At 56.6% G+C, this 25,844-nt stretch carries 28 protein-coding genes; 22 read left to right on the forward strand and 6 right to left on the reverse strand.

Translation table 11 applies throughout. The features are described from left to right. Positions 1–8: 8 nt before the first annotated feature. The gene (locus tag BCV73_RS30155; protein WP_089549581.1) at positions 9–302 is read right to left on the reverse strand and encodes an NAD(P)-binding domain-containing protein; all 294 of its coding nucleotides are present in this window, start codon (positions 300–302) and stop codon (positions 9–11) included. Between the two features lie 265 nt (positions 303–567). Here BCV73_RS30155 and BCV73_RS30160 point away from each other — a divergent pair, with 265 nt between their 5' ends. The 3 genes from BCV73_RS30160 (at position 568) to BCV73_RS30170 (ending at position 2,996) form a co-directional block, all read left to right on the forward strand. Continuing rightward, on the forward strand, positions 568–1,164 hold the full coding sequence (locus tag BCV73_RS30160) for a TetR/AcrR family transcriptional regulator (RefSeq protein WP_244169306.1): 597 nt from the start codon (positions 568–570) through the stop codon (positions 1,162–1,164). A 92-nt stretch (positions 1,165–1,256) separates the two neighbouring features. Continuing rightward, positions 1,257–1,715 (forward strand): SRPBCC family protein, encoded by a 459-nt coding sequence (locus tag BCV73_RS30165; RefSeq protein WP_089549582.1) that lies wholly within the window; start codon positions 1,257–1,259, stop codon positions 1,713–1,715. 159 nt (positions 1,716–1,874) lie between these two features. After that, the gene (locus tag BCV73_RS30170; protein WP_089549583.1) at positions 1,875–2,996 is read left to right on the forward strand and encodes a DNA alkylation repair protein; all 1,122 of its coding nucleotides are present in this window, start codon (positions 1,875–1,877) and stop codon (positions 2,994–2,996) included. Positions 2,997–3,109: 113 nt separating this feature from the next. Here the strand turns inward: BCV73_RS30170 and BCV73_RS30175 are convergent, their stop codons facing one another. Next, on the reverse strand, positions 3,110–4,174 hold the full coding sequence (locus tag BCV73_RS30175; RefSeq protein ID WP_076172150.1) for a bifunctional transcriptional activator/DNA repair enzyme AdaA: 1,065 nt from the start codon (positions 4,172–4,174) through the stop codon (positions 3,110–3,112). A 273-nt stretch (positions 4,175–4,447) separates the two neighbouring features. Here BCV73_RS30175 and rlmN point away from each other — a divergent pair, with 273 nt between their 5' ends. Continuing rightward, entirely contained in the window at positions 4,448–5,545 is a 1,098-nt protein-coding gene (gene rlmN / locus BCV73_RS30180; RefSeq protein WP_089549584.1) for a dual-specificity RNA methyltransferase RlmN, read from the forward strand. 129 nt (positions 5,546–5,674) lie between these two features. Here rlmN and BCV73_RS30185 read toward each other — a convergent pair whose 3' ends face one another. Together BCV73_RS30185 and BCV73_RS30190 are read right to left on the reverse strand one after the other, a co-directional pair. Next, positions 5,675–6,040: a DUF423 domain-containing protein gene (locus BCV73_RS30185; protein ID WP_076172146.1), complete on the reverse strand. Its 366-nt coding sequence runs from the start codon at positions 6,038–6,040 to the stop codon at positions 5,675–5,677. Between the two features lie 72 nt (positions 6,041–6,112). Further along, positions 6,113–6,694, reverse strand: a complete 582-nt coding sequence (locus BCV73_RS30190) for a hypothetical protein (protein ID WP_089550467.1) — start codon at positions 6,692–6,694, stop codon at positions 6,113–6,115. 465 nt (positions 6,695–7,159) lie between these two features. Between BCV73_RS30190 and BCV73_RS30195 the strand changes: the two genes are divergently transcribed. The 12 genes from BCV73_RS30195 (at position 7,160) to BCV73_RS30245 (ending at position 17,034) form a co-directional block, all read left to right on the forward strand. Continuing rightward, positions 7,160–8,134, forward strand: a complete 975-nt coding sequence (locus BCV73_RS30195) for an AAA family ATPase (RefSeq protein WP_089549585.1) — start codon at positions 7,160–7,162, stop codon at positions 8,132–8,134. Between the two features lie 5 nt (positions 8,135–8,139). Further along, the gene (locus BCV73_RS30200) at positions 8,140–9,231 is read left to right on the forward strand and encodes a DUF58 domain-containing protein (protein WP_256993046.1); all 1,092 of its coding nucleotides are present in this window, start codon (positions 8,140–8,142) and stop codon (positions 9,229–9,231) included. Further along, the gene (locus BCV73_RS30205) at positions 9,228–10,502 is read left to right on the forward strand and encodes a DUF4129 domain-containing protein (protein ID WP_089549587.1); all 1,275 of its coding nucleotides are present in this window, start codon (positions 9,228–9,230) and stop codon (positions 10,500–10,502) included. Before BCV73_RS30200 ends, BCV73_RS30205 begins: the two co-directional genes overlap by 4 nt. Positions 10,503–10,708: 206 nt before the next feature. After that, on the forward strand, positions 10,709–11,341 hold the full coding sequence (gene hxlA, locus BCV73_RS30210; protein ID WP_089549588.1) for a 3-hexulose-6-phosphate synthase: 633 nt from the start codon (positions 10,709–10,711) through the stop codon (positions 11,339–11,341). A 1-nt stretch (position 11,342) separates the two neighbouring features. Then, positions 11,343–11,909, forward strand: coding sequence for a 6-phospho-3-hexuloisomerase (hxlB, locus tag BCV73_RS30215; RefSeq protein WP_089549589.1), 567 nt, complete (start codon positions 11,343–11,345; stop codon positions 11,907–11,909). A gap of 128 nt (positions 11,910–12,037) precedes the next feature. Further along, positions 12,038–12,400, forward strand: a complete 363-nt coding sequence (locus BCV73_RS30220) for a winged helix-turn-helix transcriptional regulator (RefSeq protein ID WP_076172132.1) — start codon at positions 12,038–12,040, stop codon at positions 12,398–12,400. Positions 12,401–12,605: 205 nt separating this feature from the next. Continuing rightward, positions 12,606–13,481 (forward strand): diguanylate cyclase domain-containing protein, encoded by an 876-nt coding sequence (locus BCV73_RS30225; RefSeq protein ID WP_089549590.1) that lies wholly within the window; start codon positions 12,606–12,608, stop codon positions 13,479–13,481. Positions 13,482–13,502: 21 nt separating this feature from the next. Beyond that, entirely contained in the window at positions 13,503–13,646 is a 144-nt protein-coding gene (locus tag BCV73_RS35225) for a hypothetical protein (RefSeq protein ID WP_163882044.1), read from the forward strand. After that, on the forward strand, positions 13,639–14,934 hold the full coding sequence (locus tag BCV73_RS30230) for a glycosyltransferase family 2 protein (RefSeq protein ID WP_089549591.1): 1,296 nt from the start codon (positions 13,639–13,641) through the stop codon (positions 14,932–14,934). Before BCV73_RS35225 ends, BCV73_RS30230 begins: the two co-directional genes overlap by 8 nt. A 70-nt stretch (positions 14,935–15,004) precedes the next feature. Continuing rightward, complete coding sequence (locus BCV73_RS30235) at positions 15,005–15,373, forward strand: YuzC family spore coat inner layer protein (RefSeq protein ID WP_084203961.1); 369 nt, start codon at positions 15,005–15,007, stop codon at positions 15,371–15,373. Positions 15,374–15,655: 282 nt separating this feature from the next. Further along, positions 15,656–16,516 carry an AraC family transcriptional regulator gene (locus BCV73_RS30240; protein WP_089549592.1) on the forward strand — a complete coding sequence of 287 codons (861 nt, stop codon included), beginning with the start codon at positions 15,656–15,658 and terminating at the stop codon, positions 16,514–16,516. Positions 16,517–16,713: 197 nt separating this feature from the next. After that, positions 16,714–17,034 carry an MGMT family protein gene (locus tag BCV73_RS30245; protein ID WP_089549593.1) on the forward strand — a complete coding sequence of 107 codons (321 nt, stop codon included), beginning with the start codon at positions 16,714–16,716 and terminating at the stop codon, positions 17,032–17,034. An 81-nt stretch (positions 17,035–17,115) separates the two neighbouring features. On the opposite strand, the gene BCV73_RS30250 is transcribed toward BCV73_RS30245, so the two are convergent. Next, positions 17,116–18,024 (reverse strand): aminoglycoside phosphotransferase family protein, encoded by a 909-nt coding sequence (locus BCV73_RS30250; protein ID WP_256993048.1) that lies wholly within the window; start codon positions 18,022–18,024, stop codon positions 17,116–17,118. A 16-nt stretch (positions 18,025–18,040) separates the two neighbouring features. Then, on the reverse strand, positions 18,041–19,042 hold the full coding sequence (locus BCV73_RS30255) for a phosphotransferase (RefSeq protein WP_089549595.1): 1,002 nt from the start codon (positions 19,040–19,042) through the stop codon (positions 18,041–18,043). Positions 19,043–19,258: 216 nt separating this feature from the next. Here BCV73_RS30255 and BCV73_RS30260 point away from each other — a divergent pair, with 216 nt between their 5' ends. From BCV73_RS30260 to BCV73_RS30285, 6 genes are all read left to right on the forward strand, one after another. Further along, a complete protein-coding gene (locus BCV73_RS30260) occupies positions 19,259–20,110 on the forward strand; it encodes a MerR family transcriptional regulator (RefSeq protein ID WP_089549596.1) in 852 nt (283 codons plus the stop codon). Next, on the forward strand, positions 20,107–21,366 hold the full coding sequence (locus tag BCV73_RS30265) for an MFS transporter (protein ID WP_089549597.1): 1,260 nt from the start codon (positions 20,107–20,109) through the stop codon (positions 21,364–21,366). The genes BCV73_RS30260 and BCV73_RS30265 overlap by 4 nt, the downstream gene beginning before the upstream one ends. Before the next feature lie 155 nt (positions 21,367–21,521). Then, complete coding sequence (locus BCV73_RS30270; protein ID WP_089549598.1) at positions 21,522–22,703, forward strand: NAD(P)/FAD-dependent oxidoreductase; 1,182 nt, start codon at positions 21,522–21,524, stop codon at positions 22,701–22,703. A 34-nt stretch (positions 22,704–22,737) separates the two neighbouring features. After that, positions 22,738–23,595 carry an RNA polymerase sigma factor SigJ gene (gene sigJ, locus BCV73_RS30275; protein ID WP_089549599.1) on the forward strand — a complete coding sequence of 286 codons (858 nt, stop codon included), beginning with the start codon at positions 22,738–22,740 and terminating at the stop codon, positions 23,593–23,595. 176 nt (positions 23,596–23,771) lie between these two features. After that, positions 23,772–24,818 (forward strand): acyltransferase, encoded by a 1,047-nt coding sequence (locus tag BCV73_RS30280; protein ID WP_179232098.1) that lies wholly within the window; start codon positions 23,772–23,774, stop codon positions 24,816–24,818. A 74-nt stretch (positions 24,819–24,892) separates the two neighbouring features. Next, positions 24,893–25,819: a M15 family metallopeptidase gene (locus BCV73_RS30285; protein WP_089549601.1), complete on the forward strand. Its 927-nt coding sequence runs from the start codon at positions 24,893–24,895 to the stop codon at positions 25,817–25,819. The last annotated feature ends 25 nt before the right edge of the window (positions 25,820–25,844 follow it).

Genomic DNA, 25,844 nt, shown 5'->3' on the forward strand with positions numbered 1-25,844 from the left:
CTGTCCAATTATTGGTATTTTTGGGGTAGATGTAACACGCTATTGGGGAGTGATGCAAAAGAAAAGGCACTGGCCGCAATGGCTTCAGCGACCGTGCGAGCAGACACCGCGCCTTGCGCCGCGAGTGTTTCGGCTCTACCGGGCGTGCGGTTCCAGACGGTGGTCCGGCGGCCCTCCTTCAGAAAGGCTTGGGCCAGCGCCGACCCCATCATGCCTAGCCCGATGACGCTCACCGGTAAAAGATGCCCCTCAGTTTGTTTCCATTCCTGCCCTAGCGGATTCCCTTGTTTATTTTCCCTCATAGGATGTTCTCATCTCCTTTCCTACCCATCTTAAAAGGTTGACACAGTGTCAAAGTCAATGCGTATTTTTCATGATTTTTTAAATGCGAAGCTTTGGCTCAAGGCACGGACGAATTGGCGATAGGATTGTTTTTAATGGGAAAAGTCATCTTTTGTTATATCCCAGTTATTGACAACGGGCGCGTGGAGGTTTTACAATGAATCAACGGAATGTTAGTGATTACTAACATTGTCCGGGATGACGACTCCAAAGGATGCTGACACAATGACGGAATCAACGACCAACCGGGACAGGCTGATGCTGACCGCGATTGACCTGATGGCCGAGAAGGGATATCAGGGAGTAACCACGAAGGAAATTGCCGCAGCTGCGGGGGTGAGCGAGATGACGCTGTTTCGCCAATTCGGCACCAAGCTGCAGCTGCTGGAACAGGCGATCGACCGTTTTCATTATGCGGGCGAGATGGAGGAGCTGTTTTCCACCCGGCTGACATGGAGCTTGCGTGAAGATCTGCTGCGGATAACCCGTGCCTACCATGACATCATGAACCGGAACCGGAAGCTGGTGCTGGTCATGCTGCGCAGCGCGGAGCTGTCCGATCTGCGCGACCGGGCCCAGGATCATCCGCGGCAGCTGCAGCAGCTGCTGACGGCGTACTTCCAGGAAATGCACCGGCAGGGGAAGGTGAAGGCCATAGATTCCGAGGCGCAGGCTATGGCTTTTATGTGGATGAATTACGGTGCCTTCATTTCCCGTCTGCACAACGCGGATTTGATTACAGCCGTGTCCCAAGAGCAGTTTCTGCAGACGAGCATCGCATTGTTCGTCGATGCCCTGACTCCGATGAACGAACGGATTTAAGAGCGAGAGAAGGAGCCGGGTGGCGGGACGGGATGCTCAATCAAATGGGGCAGGCCAAGCAACTATTTTTTACATTGCGAGGAGCGGTGACAATGAGCAAATCAACAAGCAAGCTGGCGGTACCCACTGCGGATGATGCAGCGAAGCCCGTGGGATTGACCGCCGCTGCCGGGTTTCAGGTCGGCGTCCGGAGAACGTTTCCGGTATCACGGGAGGCGACGTGGTCGCTGCTGACTTCCCCGGAGGGTATGATGGTATGGCTTGGAAAACTTCCGGCCCTTGAATTCAAGCCGGGAACGACGTATACGTCCAAGGAAGGAAACCACGGCGAGATTCGGGTCGTCAAACCCGGGGAGCAAATCCGCTTGACCTGGCAGCGGCCCGGCTGGCCCCATCCTTCCACGGTCCAGATCCGCTTGCTGGAGGCCAAGACGGGAACGACGATCAGCTTCCATCAGGAAAAGCTGACGGATATGCAGCAGCGTGAGCAGATGAAGGCATATTGGGAGGAGGCAGCGGACCACATCCGGCAGCAGCTGGCTGCAGACTGATCGAAAGCATGGCCTCAACGAATTGATCATTGAGTAAAACTCCGCCACTTGAATCGCTTGATTGAATCGAAGAATCCGTTTGGCCGGTAAGACGACTTGGAGTGTTGATTTCCTCCTCCGCTGCGGCTTACTATAATAACTTCAGGAGGAGGTCTGCTGATGGCTGAGCTGAAGGCAGTATACAATGAGGAATTTTTGCGGGGGTTCGGGGCGAAAGTTCATACGGCCCACGCCGCGTTTGATACAGATAAGTTTGTCAAAGATGTCATGGACGACACATGGCAGGAACTTGAGCTGAAAGCCCGTATGCGGCGGATCAGCGAAAAGCTGGGCGATCACTTGCCCGCCCGATATGAAGAGGCGCTGGAGGTGCTCTTCGCGATCGACGAACACTGTGCGGGGTTTCCGTACCTGTTCTTTCCCGATTTCGTGGAAGTGTTCGGGCAGGCGCCGGAGCACTGGGACCTTTCAATGAAGGCCCTCGAGCGCTTCACGTCCAAATCGTCGGCGGAGTTTGCCGTCAGGCCCTTTCTGCTGCGGGACCCGGAACGGATGATGCGCCAGATGACGGCTTGGGCGCAGCATCCGGACGAACATGTCCGGCGTCTGGCCAGCGAAAGCAGCCGGCCGCGGCTGCCGTGGGGACAGGCCCTGCCGATGTTCAAGAAGGATCCGGCGCCGGTGTTGCCCGTGCTGGAGCTGCTGAAGCAGGACCCGTCGCTCTATGTCCGCAAGAGCGTCGCCAACAACCTGAACGACATCGCGAAGGACCATTCTGACGTGGTGCTGGAGACGGCGCGGCGCTGGAAAGGTACTCATCCGCATACCGATTGGATTATCCGCCACGGCTGCCGGACCTTGATCAAGAAGTCCCATGCGGAAGCGATGGCTCTGTTCGGCTATGCGGAGTCATCTGCGGAGGAACCGCTGGCGTCCGCCGCTTCGCTGACGGTAGAGCCGTCCGAGGTCGCGGTCGGGGGCAGCACAGAGCTTCACTACGAGATCCGCGTGCGGGACGGGCAGCCGGCCCATATCCGGGTGGAATACGGGATCGACTTTGTCAAAGCCCGCGGCAAAATATCACGCAAAGCGTTTTTGCTGTCGGATAAGACCGTACCCGGAGGCTCCCGCCTGTCGGGGACGCGAACCCATTCCTGGGCCGATCTGACGACGCGCCGCCATTATCCGGGCGAGCACCGGATCGTGCTGCTGGTCAACGGCCAGGAGACGGCTTCCGCCAGCCTTATGCTTACGGGCAGCGGCGGGGAGCAGCAGGCATAGGCGAAGCATGCGAAGACAAAACAAACAGGAGTACCCGAGCGGTCGTTGGACCTCAAGGGGACTCCTGTTTTTCGTGATCGGCTTGCCTTTATATAAGCAGGGAACGCTCCGGATCAATGCTGCCGCTGGTTTGAAAGAAACTGCTTCTCGTGCTGAAGCAGCCAGCTTTTACGCGTCAGTCCACCGCCGTAACCGCCCAAGTCGCCGCTCGCATTGATGACGCGGTGACAGGGGATGACAAGGGCCAGCTGGTTGGCGCCGTTGGCCTGAGCCACGGCCCGGAAAGCCTTCGGTTTGCCGAGAGCCCCGGCCAGCCCGGAGTAGGAACGGGTCTCGCCCGGCGGAATTTGCACCAGCTGCGCCCAGACCGACTTCTGGAACGGAGAGCCGATCAGATGCAGCGGTGTGGTGAATACGGACAGACTCCCGTCAAAATAAGCCGTCAGCTCCTGCTCGATGGAGCGTATGGGAGCGGTGACGCCCGGGATGATCGCCGATTTCGTCCGCTGGCGCAGCCGCTCCACTTCGCGCTCGAGGCCCCGCCGGTCCACAAACTCCAGCAGATACAGCGCCTCCTCGTCGGCGATCGCGACCATCGGGCCGAGGCGCGTATCGATCCATGCCGCGCGCAGGATGCGGCTGTCTGCGGATTTCGCCGGAGCCGCCCCCATGATGCGGGAGAAGGCGTCCCGGAATCCGCTTCCGGATTCATACCCGCTCGACAGCTGGGCGTCGATCACCGCCTGGCCGGACCGGATCTGCTTGAATGCCAGCCCCATGCGGCGGGCGCGGGCATACTCCACAAAGGTCATGCCAAACCGTTTTTTGAACTGCCTCCGCGCCGTTGAGGCATCGATGTCGAGCTCATCAAAGTCCTGTTCCTTCCACCGTTTTTCCGGATAGGTCTCGACGGCTTCGACCAGCTTCTGGACGACCGGCGAAACGTGATTCGGATGGGACAGCGGGCGGCAGCGCTGACAGGGCCGGAAAGAAGCGAGCAGCGCCTCCTGCGCGGTCTCGTAAAACTCACAGTTTTCATATTTGGGCTTTCTGGCCGGGCACGTCGGGCGGCAGAACACTCCCGTCGTTTTGACACCGACATAGAAAATCCCCTCGTACTCCGACTTTTTATCGAGCAGCGCCTGATAATACTCCATTTTATGTTCAGCCGTAATCATGACCGGCCTCCTTTTTTTCATCATCCTTTATTCTTATTATAGACCAGCCCTGCAGATCTCCGCCGCCGAAAATCGGGCACTGATTTTTAAATCATCGTTCTTTTTCAACAGGACGCCGTAATGGCGGAGCCAGCAGCCCCCATCCGTGGCTAAATTCCCGCTGCATCCCTTGTTTTAACAAAAAAAATTTGGGACAATAATAGACAGATTGCCTTTTGGATCTGGTAAAGTAGAGAGAGTATGCATTTAAAGCTTTTGAAAAGAGGAAAAACGATGAACAAACCATCCATCTATGGATTAACGTTCGATCAGCTGTCTGCATGGCTGCTTGAATATGGACATAAACCATTCCGCGCCTCTCAGGTGTGGGACTATCTATATGTACAACGGGTCACCGATTTTGCCGATATGACGGATGCCAATCCGGACTGCGTGAAGCTGCTTGCGGAGCATTACGTTATCCAGACGCTCGAAGAGCATGTGAAACAGGAGTCGGCCGACGGGACGGTCAAGTTTCTGTTCCGATTGCAGGACGGCAACCTGATCGAGACGGTGCTGATGCGCCATAAGTTCGGCCTTTCCGTCTGCGTGACGACCCAGGTCGGCTGCAACATCGGCTGCAGCTTCTGCGCGAGCGGACTGCTGAAGAAAAGCCGGGACCTGTCCGCCGGGGAAGTTGTGGAGCAGCTCATGAAGGTGCAGCTGTTCCTGGACCAGAACAAGCCGGGCGACCTCGTCAGCCATATTGTCGTGATGGGCATCGGGGAGCCGTTTGATAATTTCGAGAACATGGTCGACTTCATCAATGTGGTTAAGGACCGCAAAGGGCTGGCGATTGCCGGGCGCCATATTACCGTATCGACCAGCGGCCTGGCTCCAAAGATCATGGAATTTGCCGACCGCGATTTGAAGGTGAACCTGGCGATTTCGCTGCATGCGCCGAACAATGAGCTGAGAACCCGGATTATGAAGATTAACAAGGCTTATCCGATTGAGGAGGTCTTGAGGGCCATGGATTACTATCTGGCCAAAACGAAGCGCAGAGTGACGCTCGAGTATATTTTGCTCAAGGACGTCAATGACGGCAGGGAACACGCGTCTGAATTGGCGGAGCTGATCGGTGACCGCAGACAGCTGGTCAACGTCAACCTGATCCCGTACAATCCGGTCGATGAGCACAGCCAATATCAGAGAAGCGCGCAGGAGTCGATCCTGGCTTTCTATGACACGCTCAAAAAGAACCGGGTCAGCGTCAGTGTCCGGCTGGAGCATGGAACCGATATTGACGCCGCCTGCGGACAGCTGCGCAGCAAGCAAATCCGTAAGGAAAACGGCAGAGGCGCGGGCCAGGCCAGCGCGGTAAACGGTTGAGGCCGGCCTCCTGTTTTACAGGAGGGTACCTCCTTTTTAAAACATGAATAACACGAAAAAGCCTGCAAATCTGCAGGCTTTTTGTCATGCCTAGGGCATTTTATACGAAACAGCCCTATCCTCAACCGGTTAGCCAGCCACAGCCACGATGAATACGACCCATCCCGCCAAAAAGGCCACTCCGCCGATCGGCGTAATTGCCCCCAGCTTGCGAATGCCGGTCACGCTCAGCGCGTACAGGCTTCCCGAGAATAACAGAATTCCCGCAAACAGCAGCCATCCTGCGAGCTGGATGGTGCCCGCTTGTGCGGCGGATGGGGCATAGAGGCCCATCAACAGCAGGCCAAGTCCGTGAGCCAAATGATATTGGACTCCCGTCTGATAGGTTTTCTGCCGGTTATCGTCGAGTCTTTCCTTCAGGGCGTGCGCCCCGAATGCGCCGATGGCCACGGCCAAAAACATCATGATTCCGCCCAGAATGAGCAGCGTGTTCACATCAATCACCTCTAAGCGTCATCATACGTTCTGGCGCGGCGGCCGTCAACGACTTGGATTTGAGCTGTATTCTTAATAATACCGGCGGATATAATGATTCCGTTTTTTCTTCTTCACAAACTTGTTCATGCCGCTAGCGCCGGGTCCGCCGCCGACCGAGTCCTGCTGTCTGGTGCAGGGGCTGTCGATGGTGGAGTTGGTGCCGCTCGTGCTGTGTGTGCCGGAGCCGCTGGCAATTTGGGTGGCGGCAGCCTCCTCGCTTCCCTCCGGCATTTGAACCCGCTGGTGATTCAGAACGAAGATGGCTTCCTTCTTCCGGCGGTGCGAGCGTTTCCGCTTACCGCGGCAGGCGTGAGCGGGCTCGCGGAGGATGCTGATGTTATCGGCGGTGCCTCCGGCCCCGACGCTGACCTGCTGGTCCGTATTCGGGGAACCGATGGCCGCGTTGCTTCCCGACGCGCTGCTGTGGCCTGCACCGCTGGCGATCTGCGTCGTATTCGGGGCGTTGGTAAATTGATCGTTAATGACAAACACGAACTTATCGAACCTGCGGAGCGGAACTTTGGTCGTCAGCCGTTTTTCGCCTCGGACGATGCTGACGATGAGCTTGCCCTGTGACCGTGAACGAGAGTGCCTCTTCAGTCGTCTTGCCATATGCCGGCGGGCATAACCGCAACCGTGGCTTCTAAGATACCTCCTCATATCAACCATCCTTTGTCTGTGGTATGGTTCATCCTAGTGATGTTTGCCGGATTTTGTGAGGGACAACTGTCTTGGAGAGGCAAAAAATAGGGCGTTTGATATAGAATGAACTAAAGAAATGAATGTTATAGGCCTCTATTGGGCTGTTATAACAGGAAGATCAAGCAAAACGTTAGTTCAATCGATTTAGCCGGATTTTACCCCTGATAGGTGATTAATGCTTCTGTCGGTGATAAAATATAGCAAAACCGTCCGGTCATAGAGAACGGCCTGCCGGAAGATCTGTAGCTGAACCGTTCCCGGCGTAAAGGTCCAGTCTGCCGGGGGTATCAAAGACACTTGTAAACGCTTTAATCATAAACCGTAGATTGCTTTGCCTAAAGCGCGGGCAGTCATACAGGAGAGGATGGGAATGCAATGCAGGTGAATCAAGTTCGCGAGTTGGCTGTGAAACTGAAAGAGAATATCGGGAGAGTCATTGTCGGCAAAGAGGGAGAAGTGGAGCTGCTGCTAACGGCCTTGCTGGCGTCAGGACATGTGCTGCTGGAGGATGTGCCGGGGACCGGTAAAACGCTGCTTGCCAAAAGTTTGGCGGCGTCCCTGTCGCTCAGTTTTCAACGGATTCAGTTTACCCCCGATCTGCTGCCGTCGGATTTGACGGGCATCCATTTCTATAATCAGAAGGACGGCGAGTTTCGGTTTCGCCCGGGTCCGCTGTTCTCGCGGATCGTGCTTGCGGATGAAATTAACCGGGCTACGCCCAGAACCCAGTCCAGCCTGCTGGAGTGTATGGAGGAGCGGCAGGTCAGCATTGATGGGCAGACGATGGCGCTGGAGCGGCCGTTTATGGTGCTGGCCACCCAGAACCCGGTCGACAACCAGGGCACGTTTCCGCTGCCCGAAGCCCAGATGGACCGCTTTATGATCCGCATGAAGCTGGGGTACCCATCCGCAGCGGAAGGGAAGGAGATTTTGAAGCGGACGCAGGGACCGGCCGGCTTAACGGCAGAGCGGGCCGAGCGCACGGCAACAGCCGGCGAGGTGCTGGAAGCCCAGCAGCTGTGCACGCAGGTGAACGTGAGCGAGGACTTGATGGGATACATCGTATCCCTGGCCGAAGCGACCCGCGTCCATGCGGAAGTGGCTCTTGGCATCAGCCCCCGCGGAACCCAGGCGCTGCTGCGCGCGGCGCAGGCATATGCTGCGCTGAATGGACGGGAGTACGTACTTCCCGATGACATCAAGCATCTGCTGGAGCCGGTCTGCGCTCACAGACTGGTGCTCAAGAAGCGCTACGGCGGGCAGCATGAGGCCGCCCGGCGCATTCTGCTTGAGGTACTGGATCACATCGCAGTTCCCAGCGAAGCGGGACTGGAAAGCGGCGTGAGATAATGGCGATGCTGTGGCTGCTTCTGGCCTGCGGCGGCGTGTTGGTGCTGCAGGGCCTGATCCTGGGCAGGGGATCGCTGCGAAGACTGACGTACGAGCGCCATTTCAGCACGGAAACCTGTTACGTGGGAGACCGGATCGAAATGGTCGAGGTGATCGAAAATGGCAAAATGTTTCCGGTGCCCTGGCTGCGCCTGGAAGCGATGCTTCCCTCGTCCCTGATGTTTAAGCGCAGCCGGGAAACCTCGATCAGCGAGGGGAATATCTATCAGAATCATACGAGTTTATTTATGCTCCGTCCCCGGACACGGATTACCCGGACGCATCAAATCCAGTGTACCCGCCGGGGGATCTATCGGATGGACTCGGCCACGATGACCGGCGGGGACCTGTTTGCGGTCTACACCCCGTCACGGCAAATTACGCTCAGCAAACGGCTTGTTGTTTACCCGGAGCTGCTGGGCGATGACCGGCTGCCTTCCTCCTGGAAGACATGGCAGGGGGAGCTCGCGGTGCGGCGCTGGGTCGTTGAGGATCCATTCCTCATTACCGGAATCCGGGAATACGCCGCGGGAGATCCGATGAACCGGATCCACTGGAAAGCCACCGCCAGAACGGGCGAGCTTCAGGTGCATAAGCACGGCTATACCGCCGATCCGCGGGTCATGATCTGCCTGAACATCGAGGTGTCCGAGCAGATGTGGAACGTGGTGACCCGGCCGGAGATGGTCGAGGATGCGCTGTCCTATGCGGCCACCTGTGCCGCTTCGCTGATCCACCAGGGTATGGCCGCCGGTTTCACCCATAATGCGTCGGTTAATCCGGAGAGCCAGGCTATGCTCCGGCTCGACCCGGATTACGGCACGGCCCATTTGGAGAACGTGCTGGAGGCGATGGCCGGTGTGGATATGAAGACGCGGATGTCATTCCACGAAATGCTGCGTCTTGAAGCGGAGCGCGAGTCGGAAGAGACGGTCGACTATCTGCTCATAACGGTCCATCTGTCGGAAGCGGTCCGGGAGAGCATCCACGGACTGGAGAACAAAGGTCACCGCGTATCGGTTGCGGAATGGCCGGATGCGAGGGAGGCGGCGGTATGATACGTCAGCAAGCGCAAGCCCGTTACCGGGGAGCCGGGGGAGCATTATACTTCTCGCTGCTAGAGTCCGCCTCGCTGTACCCTGTGGCCGTGCTGCTTGCGGCATATGCGCTGCCGCTCCATCCGCTGCTCATCTGGCTGCTTGCCGGGGTTGTTCACGCTGCAGGCGTACTGGCCGGCCGGGAGCAGTCCCGCAGCGGGGGCGGCCGCCTGTGGACGCCGATCCCGCTGGCGGCCGCGGTCCTGCTGCCCCTGGCCGTGTTCGGGCTGCGGCTCGCCGCGGCGCTGGCCGCTGTGGCCTTGCTGGCGGCTGCCATCCGCGGGCTGATCGCCGGGCGCAAGCAGTGGTGGAAGACAGCGGTGCAGCGGCTGCCGCTGATCGGCCTTGGCGCCTCGCTTGTGCTCTACATTACGGCCGGCCAGGTCAGCGCCCTTCATCCGCACCGAACGTCGCTGTACGTGATGGCGATGATTACGCTGTTCGCCCTCCTGCTGCGCATGAACGGCGAGCGGGTCCGGGATGCCTCGCACGCCGAGCAGGCCGACCGTCAGCTGTTCGGCCGGATTCTGACGGCAAACCGCTCGATGACGTGGATCGTCATTGCCGTTATCGCCCTGCTCAGCGGATGGAAGGGCCTTGGTGCGATCTTCCTCTTCCTGCGGGACGGCCTCCGGTCTCTCCTCCAAGGCTTGGGAGGAGACGGACAGTCTGTGGAACAGCCACCGCAAGCACCTGCCGATCCGATGATGCCCGATCTGTCCGGAATGGATCAGGGTCCGGTACAGCACCCGATGTGGCTGAAAGTCATAGGCTATGTCTTCCTGGGCATTCTTTGCCTGGCTGCTCTTGTTTTGCTGGGGATGCTGCTGTATAAGCTGTTCCGGCGCTGGCTTCCGGAGCGCATCCGAAGCTGGGTCCGGCGCCTCGCTTACCGGCTCGGGCTGCTGCGCCAGATCCGGCACATTTCCGAGGAGACGGCGGACTTCGTGGATGAGGTCGAGCGAATCGACCGCGTTGCCGCCAAGCCCCGCCGGTTCCGCCGCTTCCGCAAAGAAACGGATATCAGCGGCAGCGACCCGCGTCAGGCTTACGAGAGCCTGATCCGCCGTGCGGTCAAGAAAGGATTCGCGTTCCGGGCGAGCCGTACACCTGCGGAGAACGGCGCCGAGCTTGCGGCGGGAGAGAGCTTCACCGGCATGGCGCCGGAAGCAGTCCATACGCTCATCGAGCGGTATAACGCCGTGCGGTACGGCGGGAAAAAGGAGCAGTAGAAGCCCTGCTCCGGCCAGCATGATGCCGTACACTTTTGGTCGTGAAGGTCCCCTAAAGGGGGCCTTTTTTGTGTTTTTGGACTTCCAATAGTTACGCCGAGGTAACTTCATTACGATAAAGTGCCTACTTACGCAAGCGAAATAGAGCCACTACAATGGGGTTGTGGTTCACGAACCAAATCGATCATAAAGGAGACAAACGCACTATGGAACTTCAACTGGCACTTGATCTTGTCGATATTCCCGGAGCCAAGGAAATCGTAAACGAGGTTGCTGAATATATAGACATCGTGGAAATCGGAACGCCGATCGTCATCAATGAGGGGCTTCGGGCGGTGAAAGAACTGAAGGAAGCTTTCCCTTCCCTGCGCGTGCTGGCAGACCTGAAAATCATGGACGCCGGCGGATACGAAGTCATGAAGGCATCCGAGGCCGGGGCGAGCATTATTACCGTGCTCGGCGTCTCAGACGATTCCACCATCCGCGGAGCCGTGGAAGAAGCTAGAAAGCAAAACACAAAAGTTATGGTCGATATGATCAATGTGAAGGATATTGAACAGCGCGCCAAGGAAATTGACCAAATGGGCGTGGATTATATCTGCGTGCATTCAGGGTACGATCATCAGGCTGCTGGCATCAGCTCCTTTGAAGATCTGCTGACGATCAAACGGGTGGTGAACCGCGCCAAAACGGCCATTGCCGGCGGGATCAAGCTGAGCACGCTGCCTCAGGTGATTGCGGCCGGCCCGGATCTGGTTATTGTGGGCGGGGGAATCACCGGTCAGGATGACAAGCGGGCTGCGGCATCGCAGATGAAGCAGCTGGTCAGTCAGGTCTAAGATGAACACGGCCGATTATGCCCTCGAAATTACGAAGGAGCTGCAGCGATCGATTGCCCGCATCTCGAATGGAGAAGCGGACCAGTTGGCTGACATGATTCTTGAAGCCGGAAATGTATTTGTGGCGGGAGCCGGCAGGTCGGGCCTGATGGGCCGGGCGCTGGCCATGCGATTAATGCATCTCGGAATTACCGCATATGTGGTCGGCGAGACAGTGACACCGGGAATCGGCCCGGGCGACCTGCTTGTCATCGGCTCCGGGTCAGGCGAGACGCAAAGCTTGGTCACGATGGCCAGGAAAGCCAAGGAGATCGGAGCAGCGGTCGTCACCGCAACCATTCACCCGGACTCCACGCTGGGCCGGTTGTCCGATTTCCCGGTCTGTCTTCCGGGTACGCCGAAGGAACAGCAGGCAGCGGGCAGTGGAGAAAAGGAGACCATACAGCCGATGGGATCGCTGTTTGAGCAAACCTTGATCATTTTGTACGATGCCGTCGTTCTCCGCTTGATGGAGCAGCGGGGTCAAGATTCCTCCCAGATGTTCGGCAGACACGCCAACCTGGAGTAAAGCTTCACCTGAAAAAGATACCCATCCAAACAGGAACCATCCCGGAGGTCGAAGACTGAGGGATGGTTCTTTTTTGCATCAAGCGAAAAAGCGAATCGTGTAGTATCCTATAAGAAGGAGGTGGCAGCGTGGCAACGGAAATCAAAGACCGTATCAACTTAAAAGAAATCAATTGCGCGAAGGAACTGACCCTTGCCGTGATCAGCGGCAAATGGAAGTTGATTATATTGTGGCACCTGGGGCTTGAGGGGACGAAGCGGTTTGGCGAGCTGAAGAAGCTGATCCCCAATGTGACCCAAAAAATGCTGACCAACCAGCTTCGGGAGCTGGAAGACGATCAGCTGATTTCGCGGAAGGTATATCCGGAGGTCCCTCCCCGGGTGGAGTATTCGCTGACCGAATACGGCCGCTCGCTGATGCCGGTGCTGAAGATGATGTACGACTGGGGCAGTCATTATGGGGACCGGGTCATTTGGAAGGACGATCATTAACAGGTCGGCATTCTCTTCATTGGAATGATTTTTTCACGTACTTAAAAAAATATGAAGTTCAATCCCCCGCAGAGTCCGAAGGCAGCTGAGTAAAAAGCCGCCGCTTTGCGGGGGTATTTTTTTGTGACATCGCCTGTAAATGGGGTAATAATTAGAAATTGATTCCAATTCTGGCTGCTGCAGCTGCTGTAAAGGAAGGATGCCGATGAAAGACCAAACGCCGACACGTCGCATTGAAGCAGGCTATCTCATTCTTGTGTTTGTCATCATGATTCAGGAGCTGCTTATTTTTATCAAGGTATATGCAGATCAAGCTTATACCACTCCGGAGCTGCTGTTCAGTCTGGGGACATTGGCTGCGCTGCTGATCGGCTTCTTTATGCCGGTCGGCGTCACGGCGGTGGCCGTCTTCTTTTATCTTGTGAGTTATTTTGTGTGGCTGAACACTTATGCACATGTGGATATCTTATCTTTCTCATGGCTGCTGCTCGTTCCCGCCAACATGATTCTGGCCTCTGTGATTCATTCCGGGTTGATCCGCAACCGGAGACTGATCGAGCGGCTGGAAGATTTGAAGGACATGAGCCCGCAGCTGGACCTCGATACGTCCCTCGGGAACAAGCTGTCCCTGGAGGATGCCGTCATCAAACACTCCAATCTCGCCAAGCGTTATCCGCAGCGTTACGACTTCTGTATGGCGATGTTTAAAATCGAATTTTTGCCGCTCGTCAAAGAGTCGCTCGGATCCAGGCGATACGCCCGGCTGCTGCTCGAGTTATCGCACACGATCCAGAAGCAGATCCGCTACGAGGATTATAAATTTTTCATCGACCAAGGGCGCTTTGTGGTCTTGTATCCGATGACGAATCAGGAGCATTTACAGCAGCTCACCGCCCGGATTAAGCAGGCTATGATGAATGTTGAAGCCGTCGACCGGAGCGGGATCCCCCTGAAGCTCGTCGTCCGCACGGGGGCGCTCGTGTTCCAGCCGGAGCAGTTCAGCAAGTATGAACATATCGATGCGGTCATTGCCGCATTGGAGCGCAATACGGAGACCGATCTGATCGGTGAGTATGTATAAGGAGAAAGGAGGGGCGCCCGCATGTCGTATGCCCAGTGGTTTATACCCGTATGTATCGGCGTCAGCATCCTTTTTGCCGCAGCGGTGCTGGTGCTGACAATCGCCACGCTGATGTTCCGGGCCAAGGTTAATAAAAAATACGATCGGGGGAATTTCAGTGGCTGACGTGATCCTGCTCCTGTCGATCGTATCGATCTGGATCGCCGTGCTGGAGTCGATTGTCATCATGGCCGGGGCGATCCGGTTTGTGTACAGGCAGAACCGGGGGGCTCTGGTGCGCAGCGGGCAAATGGACGATTTTCCGACCGTGACGGTGATGGTCCCCGCCCATAATGAAGAGTTGGTCATTACCGCGACGGTGGAGCATATTCTGCAGCTGTACTATCCCCCGGACAAGGTCCAGATCATCGTGATCGCCGATAACTGCACCGACCGCACCGCGGACAAGCTGAAGGCACTGAAGGCCAGAACCAGCTATAAAGACAGGGACCTGCTCATTTTGGAAAGAACCGGCACCGGCGGGAAATCCGGAGCTCTGAATGATGCGCTGAAGGAAACCACCGGCGATTGGATTTGCGTCTATGACGCCGATGCCGCACCCGAGCATAACGCCCTCTACTTTCTGATCCAGAAAGCCATGGAGCAGCCAGAGCGCTACGGTGCGGTGTTCGGACGGAACAAAGCGCGCAACCGCGGGCAGAACCTGCTGTCGCAATTCATCAACCTGGAGCTGATCACGATTCAACGGGTGCATCATACCGGTCTGTGGGAGCTGTTCGGTCTGGGAACGATCCCCGGGACCAATTTTATCGTCAAACGATCGCTTATGGAGGATATCGGGGGATGGGATGAGCACGCCATCACGGAAGACACGGCGGTGTCCTTCGAAATTTTGGGCCGCGGCCAGCTGATCGCGCTCGCACCGCAGGCCGAAGCCTATCAGCAGGAGCCGGAAAGGCTCGACGTCTACATGAAGCAGCGCCAGCGCTGGGCCAATGGCAATTACAAGGTGGTCGTGGACAATATCCACCAGCTGTTTAATCGGAGCAGCTGGCGGATCAAGCTGCACGTGCTTTATTATGCCGCAAGTTATTTTTGGTTCATGGTGGCGATTATCGTTTCCGACCTCATTTTTATCGTCAACCTCGTGTACCAGATCATTGCGCTCTTTCACCCGGATACGGTATCTCCGTTCCAATTCAGCAGTGACCTGTATGTGTATCTGGTCATCGCCTGGGCTCTGATGTACTACATTTATGTTCTTCAGATCAACCTGGCACTGGCCACCGATATCGGACAGAGCAACGTCAGGAACTTCATCCTGTCCTGTGTGTCTTACTTTACGTATGCCCAGCTGTTTCTGGTCATTTCGCTGCTGGCCTTCTGGTCGATGATCGTCGATAAAGTGACGGGCAGGCAGAGCAAATGGTATAAAACCAAGCGCTTTGGATAGGCGCCTCTCACCATTGCCCAGCCGCGGCATATAATGGACCGACCGGTGCCTACAGAAAGGAGATCACGCCATGAGTTATCCCTCATACGGTGGATGGTGTCCCCATTATTACCCGCGGCCCTATTACTATTCATGGATTCGTGAATACCCGCAGATCAAGACCGATACCCTCAACCAGTCCATTCAGGGATATTATTCGCTGATGGAGGAGGGCTACAAAATTCTCAACCGGCTGTCGGACCATGCCTTTGCCGTTCAGGTGATGACAGCCGCCCAGGCCGGCAACAAGCAGGAGGTGGACCGGCTGATGAAATCGATCAGCAGCAGGTCGAAGATTTCGTCCGAGTTTTCTCCGAGCGGAATCGGGATTACCGTCGACCCGTTAGTTGAAACCGACCCTTGCTGCAAACTGGCCATGTTCCTGAAATGGGGAAAATAAAAGTGAACGGTGAGCGTACCTGATGATCAGCCACATCCGATGGCAGCCCGAAACCTTCGCGTTTCGGGCTTATTTGACGTTCGTTCTATGCGGAGTTCCCAAACAGCCGGGCTCCCTGATTTGTGCTGCCTTTGCCAAATGGAGTGCTGTACCCCCGTGTTCCTGTTGTATACTTAATTTTAACGGAAGAATGTAACGGACAACCTGTTCGGCAATAGCACGGAATGACAGGATTTTGGCGAATGACGGGGTTATGATGACTTACGAGGAGTGATCGGATATATGGCATGGGTAGAATCTCTGCAGCGGGCAATCGATTATATGGAGGACCACCTCTCCGAGGACATTACCATTGAGGAGATCGCGAAGCAGGCGCATTCGTCGCCGTTTCACTTTCAGCGGACCTTTACGCTGCTGACCGACATTACGATCGGCGATTATCTTCGGCGCAGGCGGCTGTCTCTCGCAGCGAAGGAGCTGACGGGGACGGATACCAAAATTATAGACCTTGCCTGCAAATACGGGTACGACACTCCCGAGGCGTTCTCGAAAGCTTTTCGCAAGCAGCACGGCGTGACCCCGACGGAAGCGCGGAAAGGGATCGGGAAGCTGCAATTTTATAACCGCCTGGTCATCCAGGTGAGTCTGAAAGGAGCCGAACCGGTGAAATATCATATTGTGGAGAGAGAAGCGTTCCAGGTCGTTGGAGTCAAACGGGCCTTTTCCTGTAAAAATGGCCAGAATCTCGAGGGGATTCCGAAGATGTGGCAGGAGGTTCACCAGAACGGGGTCAACGACCTGTTGTTCCGCGTGAACAGCGGGCAAATCAAGGGCGTGCTTGGCGTATGCGTCGATCAAAGCGCGGTGAGACCGGAGGAGATGGACTACTGGATTGCGACCGAGTGCGACCAGGAGGTGCCGGAAGGCTTGGAGAAGCTGGACATCCCGGCATCCAAATGGGCCGTGTTCGAAGTGCGCGGCCCGATGCCGGACGCGATGCAGAGCGCCTGGAAGCGGATTTTCTCCGAATGGTTTCCGTCCAGCGGTTACGAGTATACCGGCACCGCCGAGCTGGAGGTTTATACAGACGAGGATCCTTCCAGTCCGGACCTGTATTCGGAAATTTGGATTCCGGTGAAGTAACGATTTGTATAATCGCTCAGCCTAAACAAGGCCGCCTCTTTAGAGGCGGCCTTGTTGATGTGCTAGTGAAAAGCCATCGTTGATTTGCGGCCTGCTGTTACGGCTCGGTTTTTGCAGGAAAGCCGGAAGCGGCCGGCGTATCAGTATATGATCGACCGCTTTAAGCATGAATCCCGTTTTGGAGGTTGGAGAAGCTAATGACGCCTTTTACGATGAACGTCATCCACATTATTCAAAATATACCGGAGGGCCGCGTGATGACCTACGGGCAAATCGCCGAGCTGGCGGGGAGCCGGAGAGCGGCAAGGCAGGTCGTGCGCATTCTTCATTCCTTGGGCAAGAAGCACCGTCTTCCCTGGCACCGGGTCGTCAACGCGAAAGGCGAGATTGCCCTTGTGGAGGAGGAGCCGCGCATGCTGCAAATTTTGTATTTGAAGGGCGAAGGGATAGAGGTCGATGCCGAGGGACGGATTGACTTAGAGGCGTACCGCTATTATCCGGAGCCTGGGGCGGACTGAGGCCTTGCCACAGACTCCCTTCGTTCCGTTGAACAGCGGCGGGCGCACCATCTCGATGAAGGATGAGCATGGCCGGGGAACTCAGGAGGAAGTGAGCAATGCGCCCAGCTCTTTTTGATATTGCAAGAATCGGTCTGTAGAAGGGATGACCCGTGCGGCAGACTGGATCCCGCCGATTTTGATGCTTCGGACGACGGGATACGGTGCAGACAGCAGTGCATGCAGTAGGGAGAGATCCGGAGCGCTAAGCTGCCGGTGCCGCTGGTAGTATTCGACGGCGCGCAGCATTCCGCCCGCGTTCCAGGTAAAATTGCGGTGGAGAATGTGGGCTAAGTCCTTCATTCGCACATGCAGTGAGCTGTTTTCAAAGTCAATCAGATGCAGCTTTCCCCGCTTGTCTTTAATCAAGTTGGGATAATTATAATCTCCATGGATAAAAGCAGATGCCTGCTGCTCCGCTGTAATCGCCGCAAGAACGGCGGGCTCTCGCAGCCGGCTGATCGCTTCTTCGCAAGGAGGGACTAAGTGGCGTGTATTTTCGTAGCACCCAAGCAGGTCCTTATAATCCGAGACATCTTTCTCCAAGTCGAAATAACGTATTCTAGAGGCGGGGGCCTCCCCTGCGGGAAAGCCTTCGGCGGCAGCGTGAAACCTGGCCAGCGAGCGAAGGCCTTTCCTCAAATCCGCTGCTGACCCAAAATCCGGCTGCCTTCCGTGCACCCAATTCGTCAGCATATACACCGAGCCCTGATGGATCATGACCGGCGAAAGCGCGGTTGTAGGGTATACTTTTGGACTGCGGGTAAATCCCCGTTCGTCCAGGCAGGCAAAGACCCGGGCGATATAGAAGACTTCTTCCACTTGAACATCGTAGCCCTTCAAGCAGTAAGTACCCAGACGAGTCCGAATTCGGAACACGTCCTTTACCCGCCTGATTTCACGGATTCTCATGCCGTAGGTTTCTTCAATGCCGGTCCTGAAGTCCGTCACAAACATCACCCCTTGGTTATAGATTTGCCCACCTGCTCATATATTCCATCGCCTGACGCCTGAGCACCCAGGTCTGGTCCATGGTCTTCAGCATCTCGGCGCTTCTGTTGCTTCGTGGGAACCGGACGGCATACCAGGCTTCCCTCGGCAAGCCGTATAATGCCGTGATCAATTTTCGCTCCGGTGGGCTTAAGGGCCGGATCCCTTCGTATCCCCTAAGAAAAGCCTCTATGAATGCAGTATTAAACCCGGTCGTATTCATGATCGTCTTGGCCGTATCCGCATAGGTAGAGCCGACTCTGATAAAATCCCAGTCTATAATATGAAGACGCTCGTCATTTGCGATAATGACATTCGGCGGCGTGATATCGCCGTGAATTAAGGCCGGATTCGCCTTTTCCTGGGCGCAAAGCCGCGAAATATCCGGATGGCGGATTTCGGACCATGCCTCATCAGAGAAGCGTTTCCAAGCCGCGCCATATTTCATGACGGCTCTTCGGAGCGCCGTATTTGCGGAAGCTGCTTGAACCATGTTTTTCCGCAGATAACGATCCTTGACTTTCCACAGTCGAACTTGCTCCAAGGTAGCCGATTTCGTTGTGGGCGGCAGCCCGCAGCGGAGGGTGTGAAGCTTTGCCAAGGCGTGGCCCAGCTGCTCACAATCCTGCTCCGTCCCCATCGGCCGTCCATGAATCCACTCCGTCATATAATAAGGCTGCCCCTGGCGCATGACCCACAGCTTTCCCGAGTCGGCAGGAAGCCAGTCCGGCATAAAGCCATAGTCGTTGTTCATTAACAGACGAACATACTTTGCGGCTGATTTGATTTGGGCAGCCAGACCTGAGCGAAGGTGGGGATTCCGGTTATACGGCTTTAATGCAAACGTGCCCAGGTTCGTCTGGATCTGGATCACGGCGTTTTTCCGGTAAAACGATGAGACCGGCGTGGAGCGAAGGGTTTGCAGACGGAAACGCCGGGAAATGCTGCGGATTTCCCTTTGACTCAGTAGATGTGACATGGGTGGGGTCTCCCTCCGTTAGAAAGTAACTTAGACAGCAGCGCATGGTGTGGTGACCGTTGATTTTTTATCGTATTCTTTATGTCATGAAAGGTATGGACATTCGCCTTGGATTTCGTAAAAGCTTGTGGATTCTTGGAACGATGGACGCTGGCACGGGGGTTGACTTTCCACTTAAGGGAAAGCTTTATACTGGAGCGGAGAGGAGGCTGGGAAATGTTCAAAATTACGGAATTTTCGAAAATTAGCCAGGTATCGGCCAAAGCGCTTCGCTATTACGACCAGATCGGGCTGTTGAAGCCGTCTTATACCGATCCGGATACGGGATACCGATTCTATACGGCAGACCAGCTGAAGCGGGTTCACCGGATTCTGGTGTTTAAGGACCTGGGGTTCACCTTGGAGCAGATGATTCCGCTGCTGGACGGAGCCTTGGGCACGGAACAGATGCGGGCGATGCTTCTTCATAAATCGGCCGAAATTGCCGAGATGCTGAGGGAGGAGCAGGCTCGCCTGAACCGGATCGAGGCCAGGCTGGATGAGCTGGACCGGAGTGAGGATGGAGAGCCGCCCCTGGATGTCATCGTGAGGCAGACCGGCCCTGAATGGATCGCCTCCATTCGGGAAGTCACCTCCAAATCGAAGGTTCCGGGGCTGATCCGGGAGCTGCGGAAGGCCGTCAAGACGCTGTACAAGGGCGCTCTGGACCAAAGGGTGATCGTTCTGTGGCACAGCTGCGCCGAATGCGAAGACGCCGTGGACCTGGAGGTAGGCGTTCCGGTTGCGGGCCCCCTCCCGGACCAAGGCCGAATCCGGGTTAGGGAGCTGAAAGGCGCCAAGCTTGCTTGTATAGCCCATTCCGCAGGCCTAGCGGGTTCCTATGAGGTCACGGCCAAGCTGGCCGGTTGGCTTGAGGAACAGGGATACGGCATTTCGGAGAAGGAACCGAGCCGGGAGATTTACTGGGAACTGCCGGACCAGCCGGCCAGCCCGGTGTTGTCCGAGCTGCAGATGCCGATCGTGGACAGACCGGGCGGAGCTCCCGGGGCAGAGGGGGGACAGGCATGAGGGAAAGAAAACGGGTTCCGTCCGGTATCCTGCAGGTCCTCCTGCTGGCGGTGGGCATTTTTGTGATCAGTACGTCAGAGCTGCTCCCGATGGGTCTGCTGCCGGACATCGGACGGCAGTACGAGGTCACCGTTCAGACAGCAGGATGGCTCGTCACCGCCTATGCACTCGGGGTTGTCGCGGGAGGACCGCTGCTGACGGTCGCCACAGTCCGGGTCCCCCGCAAACGCCTGCTCCTATACATGCTGGCCCTGTTCGGGGCAGGGAGCCTGCTCAGCGCAGTCGCGCCTTCCTTCGGACTGCTGATCGCCACCCGCGTCGTCAGCGCCGTGGCCCAGGGGGCCTTCTTCGGTGCCGCCGTCGTCATGGCAGGCCAGCTGGCGGCTCCGGGACGGGAAGGCGCGGCCATATCTCTGGCCGGGTCGGGGCTGACGATTGCAACGGTCATCGGCGGGCCGCTGGGCACGCTGCTCGGACAGCAGTTCGGCTGGCGCTTTCCATTTTGGATGCTGGTCATCATTACGCTGCTCGTCGGAGCGGGCATCCTGTGGAAGATTCCAGACATGCCGCAGGTGACACGGCCTCAGATCCGCCGGCAGCTCGGGCAGGTCGCGCGTACGGGCCCGGTACTGGCCCTTTTCACGACGGTATTCGGATTTGGCGGCGTCTTTTTGGCCTTTACGTATATCTCCCCGATCCTGCAGGAGATCACGGGGCTGCCGGAGGAGCGCATTTCAATCGTGCTGCTGCTGTTTGGGCTGGCGTCAGTGATCGGGAATGCCGCTGGAGGCAAGCTGGCCGACCGGCATCTGCATACGGCTCTCTTGGGCAGTATGGGCCTGCTGCTGGCAGTGATGATCGCCTTTTATTTCACGAGCACTTCGGTCGTTCCCGCGCTTATTACAGTGTTTGTGTGGGGAGCGGCCGCTTACGCGATGGTCACTCCGCTGAACGTCCAGGTGCTGCGGCGGTCCGGCTCGGCGCAGGATTTGGCCTCCACCCTGAACATCTCTGCCTTTAATCTCGGCAATGCGCTTGGCGCCTTTATCGGCGGGTATGTGGCTGAGAGCAGGCTGGGGCTGTCCGGACTGCCGCTGGCTTCGGCCGTGATCGTGGCCATTGGCATCGCCTTAGCCGCGGGCAGCGTCATGCTGGAGCGCTCGAAGCCAGGAAGCGCAGGGGCAGTGGGACAGGCGGAATGCGTGAATGCTGCAGGCGAGGCGTCTTGCGGATTGAATCCCGGCGCCCAGTCATAGATTACAGGAAGCCGGATCATAGAAGCCGGTGAGACCTCCCGAAGGCGGGAGGTTTTTTTGGCATGTGCCGCTTTTTCATTTTTTTCTGCTTTCAGTGTCACAAATGCTCCCCCTTCCTCGTGATATATGCAAAACCAAAGCGGGGAGTGGACGTTATGGAAAAGTTAACATGCGTCGTGGTCGGCGGCGGCTACGCCGGAATCAATGCGGTCAAGGCTTTGCAAAAATCGCTTAAAGGGGCCGGCCGGGAACTCAGGCTCATCTTGATCAACAAGGATCCTTATCACCTTCGCAAGGTGCTGCTGTTCAAGCCGGCGGCTCTGCAGGAGGACATTGCCGTCCCCTTGAGACGCTTGTTCCCGGAAGGGGAAGGCGTAGACCTCGTTCAGGGGGAGGTCACGCGTGTGGATTTTGACGCCAGGCAGCTGATCTATAGCCGCAGTGAGGGCGGGGACGCACGCCTTGGATATGACATCCTGGTGATGGCGGCGGGGAGCATGGTCCGGCGTCCACGGCCGGATCAGGGCGGTATTGCGCTGACCTCGCCGGAAGCGGCTGAACAGATCCGCCGGACGTGGAAGCAGAATCTCCGTGAAGCGGCCGGCGCCAGTGCGGAGGAACGCGCCAAGCTGCTGACGTTTGCCGTAGCCGGAGGGGGCATCAGCGGCATTGAAACCTCGGCCGAACTGGCTCATGCCATTCGTGCCGATGCCGAAGGTATGGGTCTCAATCCCGCGGACATCCGGGTGTACCTGGTCAATGCCGAGGAGCGGCTGTTTGCGCAGGGGCCGGCGAAGGTGTCCCGCAAGCTGGAGCGGCTGCTAGCCGATGAAGGGGTCACTACACTGCACGGACGCAAGGTCATCCGGGAATGCGGCGGGGTGATCGCCCTTTCGGACGGGAGCGAAATTTCCGCAGGGCTGTGCGTATGGACGCTTGGCATCGTGCCGAATCCAAGGCTTTCCAGCATGGGCTTTCCGGTCACTGCGGAAGGAAAAGTAGTTGTCGATGCGAGCTATCGGGTGGAGGGCAAACCCGGCGTCTACAGCATTGGAGATTGCGCGCAGATCGTCGATCCGGAGACGGGCCGGGCAGACAGTATGACCTGCAAGGAAGCCGGCGCTCAGGCGGCCAGGCTCGGCCAGGTCGTGGCGGCGGATGTCGAGGGCCGTCCTGCACCTGTCCATAAAGGGTATATGGACATTTTCTGCTTCGGCCTTGGTCCGGCCAAAGGAATGGTCTGGACCCGGCAGTGGGGACTCGATATGATCATACAAGGGAGACTCGGCTGGAATATTCGGAAATTCACCTGGGATCATGCGAGTCTGCTCAAGTGAGCAGCGCCATGCCAGTAGGAAAGGTGAGCAATCCATGAGGGAACTGTATGAGAATTACCGTCCGCTGCTGTTTTCGATCGCTTATCAAATGATGGGCTCCGTGTCCGATGCGGAGGATGCGGTGCAGGACGTTTTCGTGAAGCTGGCGGACCGGGACCTGGCACAGCTGAAAGAACCGAAATCCTACCTGTGCAAAATGGTTTCGAACCGCTGCCTGGATATGCTGAAATCCACCCAGAGGCAGCGGGAGCAGTACTTTGGGCCATGGCTGCCCGAGCCGATCGAGACGTCGGCGGAGGATACCGCCGAAACCGTGGTTCGCGGGGAGCTGCTGTCCTACGCGATGCTGGTGCTGCTGGAGCGGCTGTCCCCGCTGGAGCGCGCCGTCTTTATCCTTCGGGAGGCGCTGGGCTTTGAATATCCGGACATTGCGGAACTCGTCGAGAAAACGGAGGTATACTGCCGCAAGCTGTTCAGCCGGGCCCGTGCCAAAATGGGGTTCGATCCCGAGATGCCGATTCAGCCGGAAGCTGCGGACGAAGAGTGGGTCCACCGGTTTCTGTCGGCTCTGGAGCAGGGCAGCATGGATTCCGTGCTGTCTCTGCTCTCGAAGGACGTCGTCATCACGTCCGACGGGGGCGGCAAGGCGTCCGCGGCGGTACATCCGATCGTGTCGCCGATCTTCGTCGCCCGCTTTGCGCTGGGCGTGTATCGCAAATTTTCGGCCGCTGACGGAGACATCCAGATTGAGCATGTCTCACTGAACGGTCAGCCTGGGATTGTGTTCCGGTCTCAGGAGGGGGTCGAAGGCGCCATGCTTCTCCATGTGGAAGGTGACCGGATTCGTGATCTGTTTGTCGTCAGAAACCCCGATAAGCTTCAGCATCTGTAGAACGGTTTGTTAATGCAGCAGTTTAAGGCCCCGGGAATCATCCCGCGGGCCTTTTGCTTTTCGCCCCCTAGAAAATACCTTGGTAACCGCCCCCACCATATGGGTAATGACCTCTATGAGGCTGAATCCTGACATCTGGGGTGGACATTGTGGGAAAAAGAGAGAGGATAACCTATTTGGAGCTGCTGAGAGGTATACTGATCATCGCGGTGGTTGCCATTCATACGACTTCGTTTTCGGTCACGAAGCTGCCGACCGGTTCATCGTTATACCCACTGTACTATATCGTAAACGTCGGCTGTAATTTCGCCGTTCCGGGATTTCTGTTCCTGAGCGCACTCCTGCTGTTCTATCATTACGACGGGAGGCAGCTGAGCTGGCTTTCTTTTTATAAAAAGCGGATCAAGAAAGTCGTGGTTCCGTATCTGTTCTGGTCCCTTTTTTATGCGGCCTATTATACGTACGATCACGGACTCCCGCTGGAGCAGGGCTGGCATCGATTCTGGAGCAACCTGCCGCTGGGGAACAATTACGAGCATTTGTACTTCATGATCATTATCGCGCAGTTCTACCTGCTGTTTCCGCTGTTTATGCTGCTGCAGAAAATTCCGGTGCTGAAACGCCATCCGCTCGTCTTCGGGATCGCCGTCCAGCTGGCCATCTATTTGCTGAACTATTATGTATGGCATATGGACGAAATCGGTACGTTTATCGGATCGTATATGCTGTATTTATACCTGGGGGCTTATGCTGCCAAAAAGATGAGGGAGAAGGGCGTCCGACAAGCGTTTGGCTCAGGCGCGGGCTGGATGTCGGCAGCGTTTATAGCGGCTGCAGCCGTGTATATTGGGCAGAAATGGCTGCAGACCGCCGCTCCGCACTGGGTTCCGCAGCCGTATCTATCGTACATGAACAAGCTGTCCGAAGGCTTGTATTTCTCACTGGCCTGCTTATTCCTGCTGCAGCTGGCGCGGAAATTCCGTCCAGGAAGCCCGCTGTACAAGACACTGTTTTCGCTCGGGACGTATTCCTACGGCATTTACCTGCTGCATCCATTCTTCCTGCTCCTGTGGCGGGATTATGTGCAGCAGACCGGACCGTTCTCTTATCATTTGCTTGTATGGGCCGGTGGAGCGCTGTCTATCCTGCTGTCCTGGGCGATCGTCAAGGCGGTCTCCCGAACGCCCCTGGCACCTTACATTGTTGGCGAATCCGCGAAATAGTCATAATTTCCCCTATTCATTTCCCAAGCGATCCTCTATTATATTACACAGGCATTGAAGGAGGACACGATGAAATGAGAAAGTGGTTTTTCATGCTCGCAGTCATCGTCATCCTGGTGCTGGTGGGCTTTAGAAGCGTACAGCATCAGATCGGCGGCTCGGGCACAAAGCATGTGAAGACAGAAACGGAACAGGAAGCCGCCAAGCAGGGCGGAGCTTCGGCGAAGCCGGAAGATGAATCCCCTTCCAAGGAAGAGAGTCTGTATTTGGACGTCAGCTCGAATCAGGTGCATCTGGGCAACCTGCTGCTGGTCAACAAGGATCATCCCGTTTCAGGGGATGCGGTAAAGAAAGATGTTGTCAATCTGTTTGATCATAAAGACCTGATGGAAGGATACAGCCTGCTGGACGCGCATATTATGCTGTCCGAGGATTTGGCACGCCATTTTATGACGATGGTGGACGCGGCCAGGAAGGACGGCGTGGATCATTTTCTCATCAGCAGCGGCTACCGCGATTTTGACAAGCAGGAGGAGCTGTATAAGGAAAAAGGCTCCGAGTATGCCCTTCCGGCCGGTGCCAGCGAGCATAATTTGGGGCTCTCCATGGATATCGGTTCCAGTCTGAAGGAGATGGATAAGGCGCCGGAAGGCAAATGGCTGAAGGAGAACGCCTGGAAGTACGGCTTTATTTTGCGTTATCCCGAAGACAAAATCAGCATTACCGGCATCCAATATGAACCGTGGCACTTCCGGTATGTCGGCCTGCCGCACAGCGCCGTGATGTATGAGAAGAATATGGCGCTGGAAGAATACCTGGACTATCTAAAGCAGCAGGGGAAGATCACGGAGACGGTAGAGGGCAAGACCTACGAGATCGCTTATTACCCGTCGGCCGATATGGAAAAAATTGATAAGCCGGCTTCCGCAAACTATGAAATTTCCGGGGATAATATCGATGGGGTCATTGTTACGACCGAGAAAGAGCAGGCAGCAGAATAGGGGATGTAACAATTTGGCTGCTTGA

Origin of the sequence: Paenibacillus sp. SSG-1, from assembly GCF_002224835.1 — a bacterium.
GTDB lineage: Bacteria > Bacillota > Bacilli > Paenibacillales > Paenibacillaceae > Paenibacillus_AQ > Paenibacillus_AQ favisporus.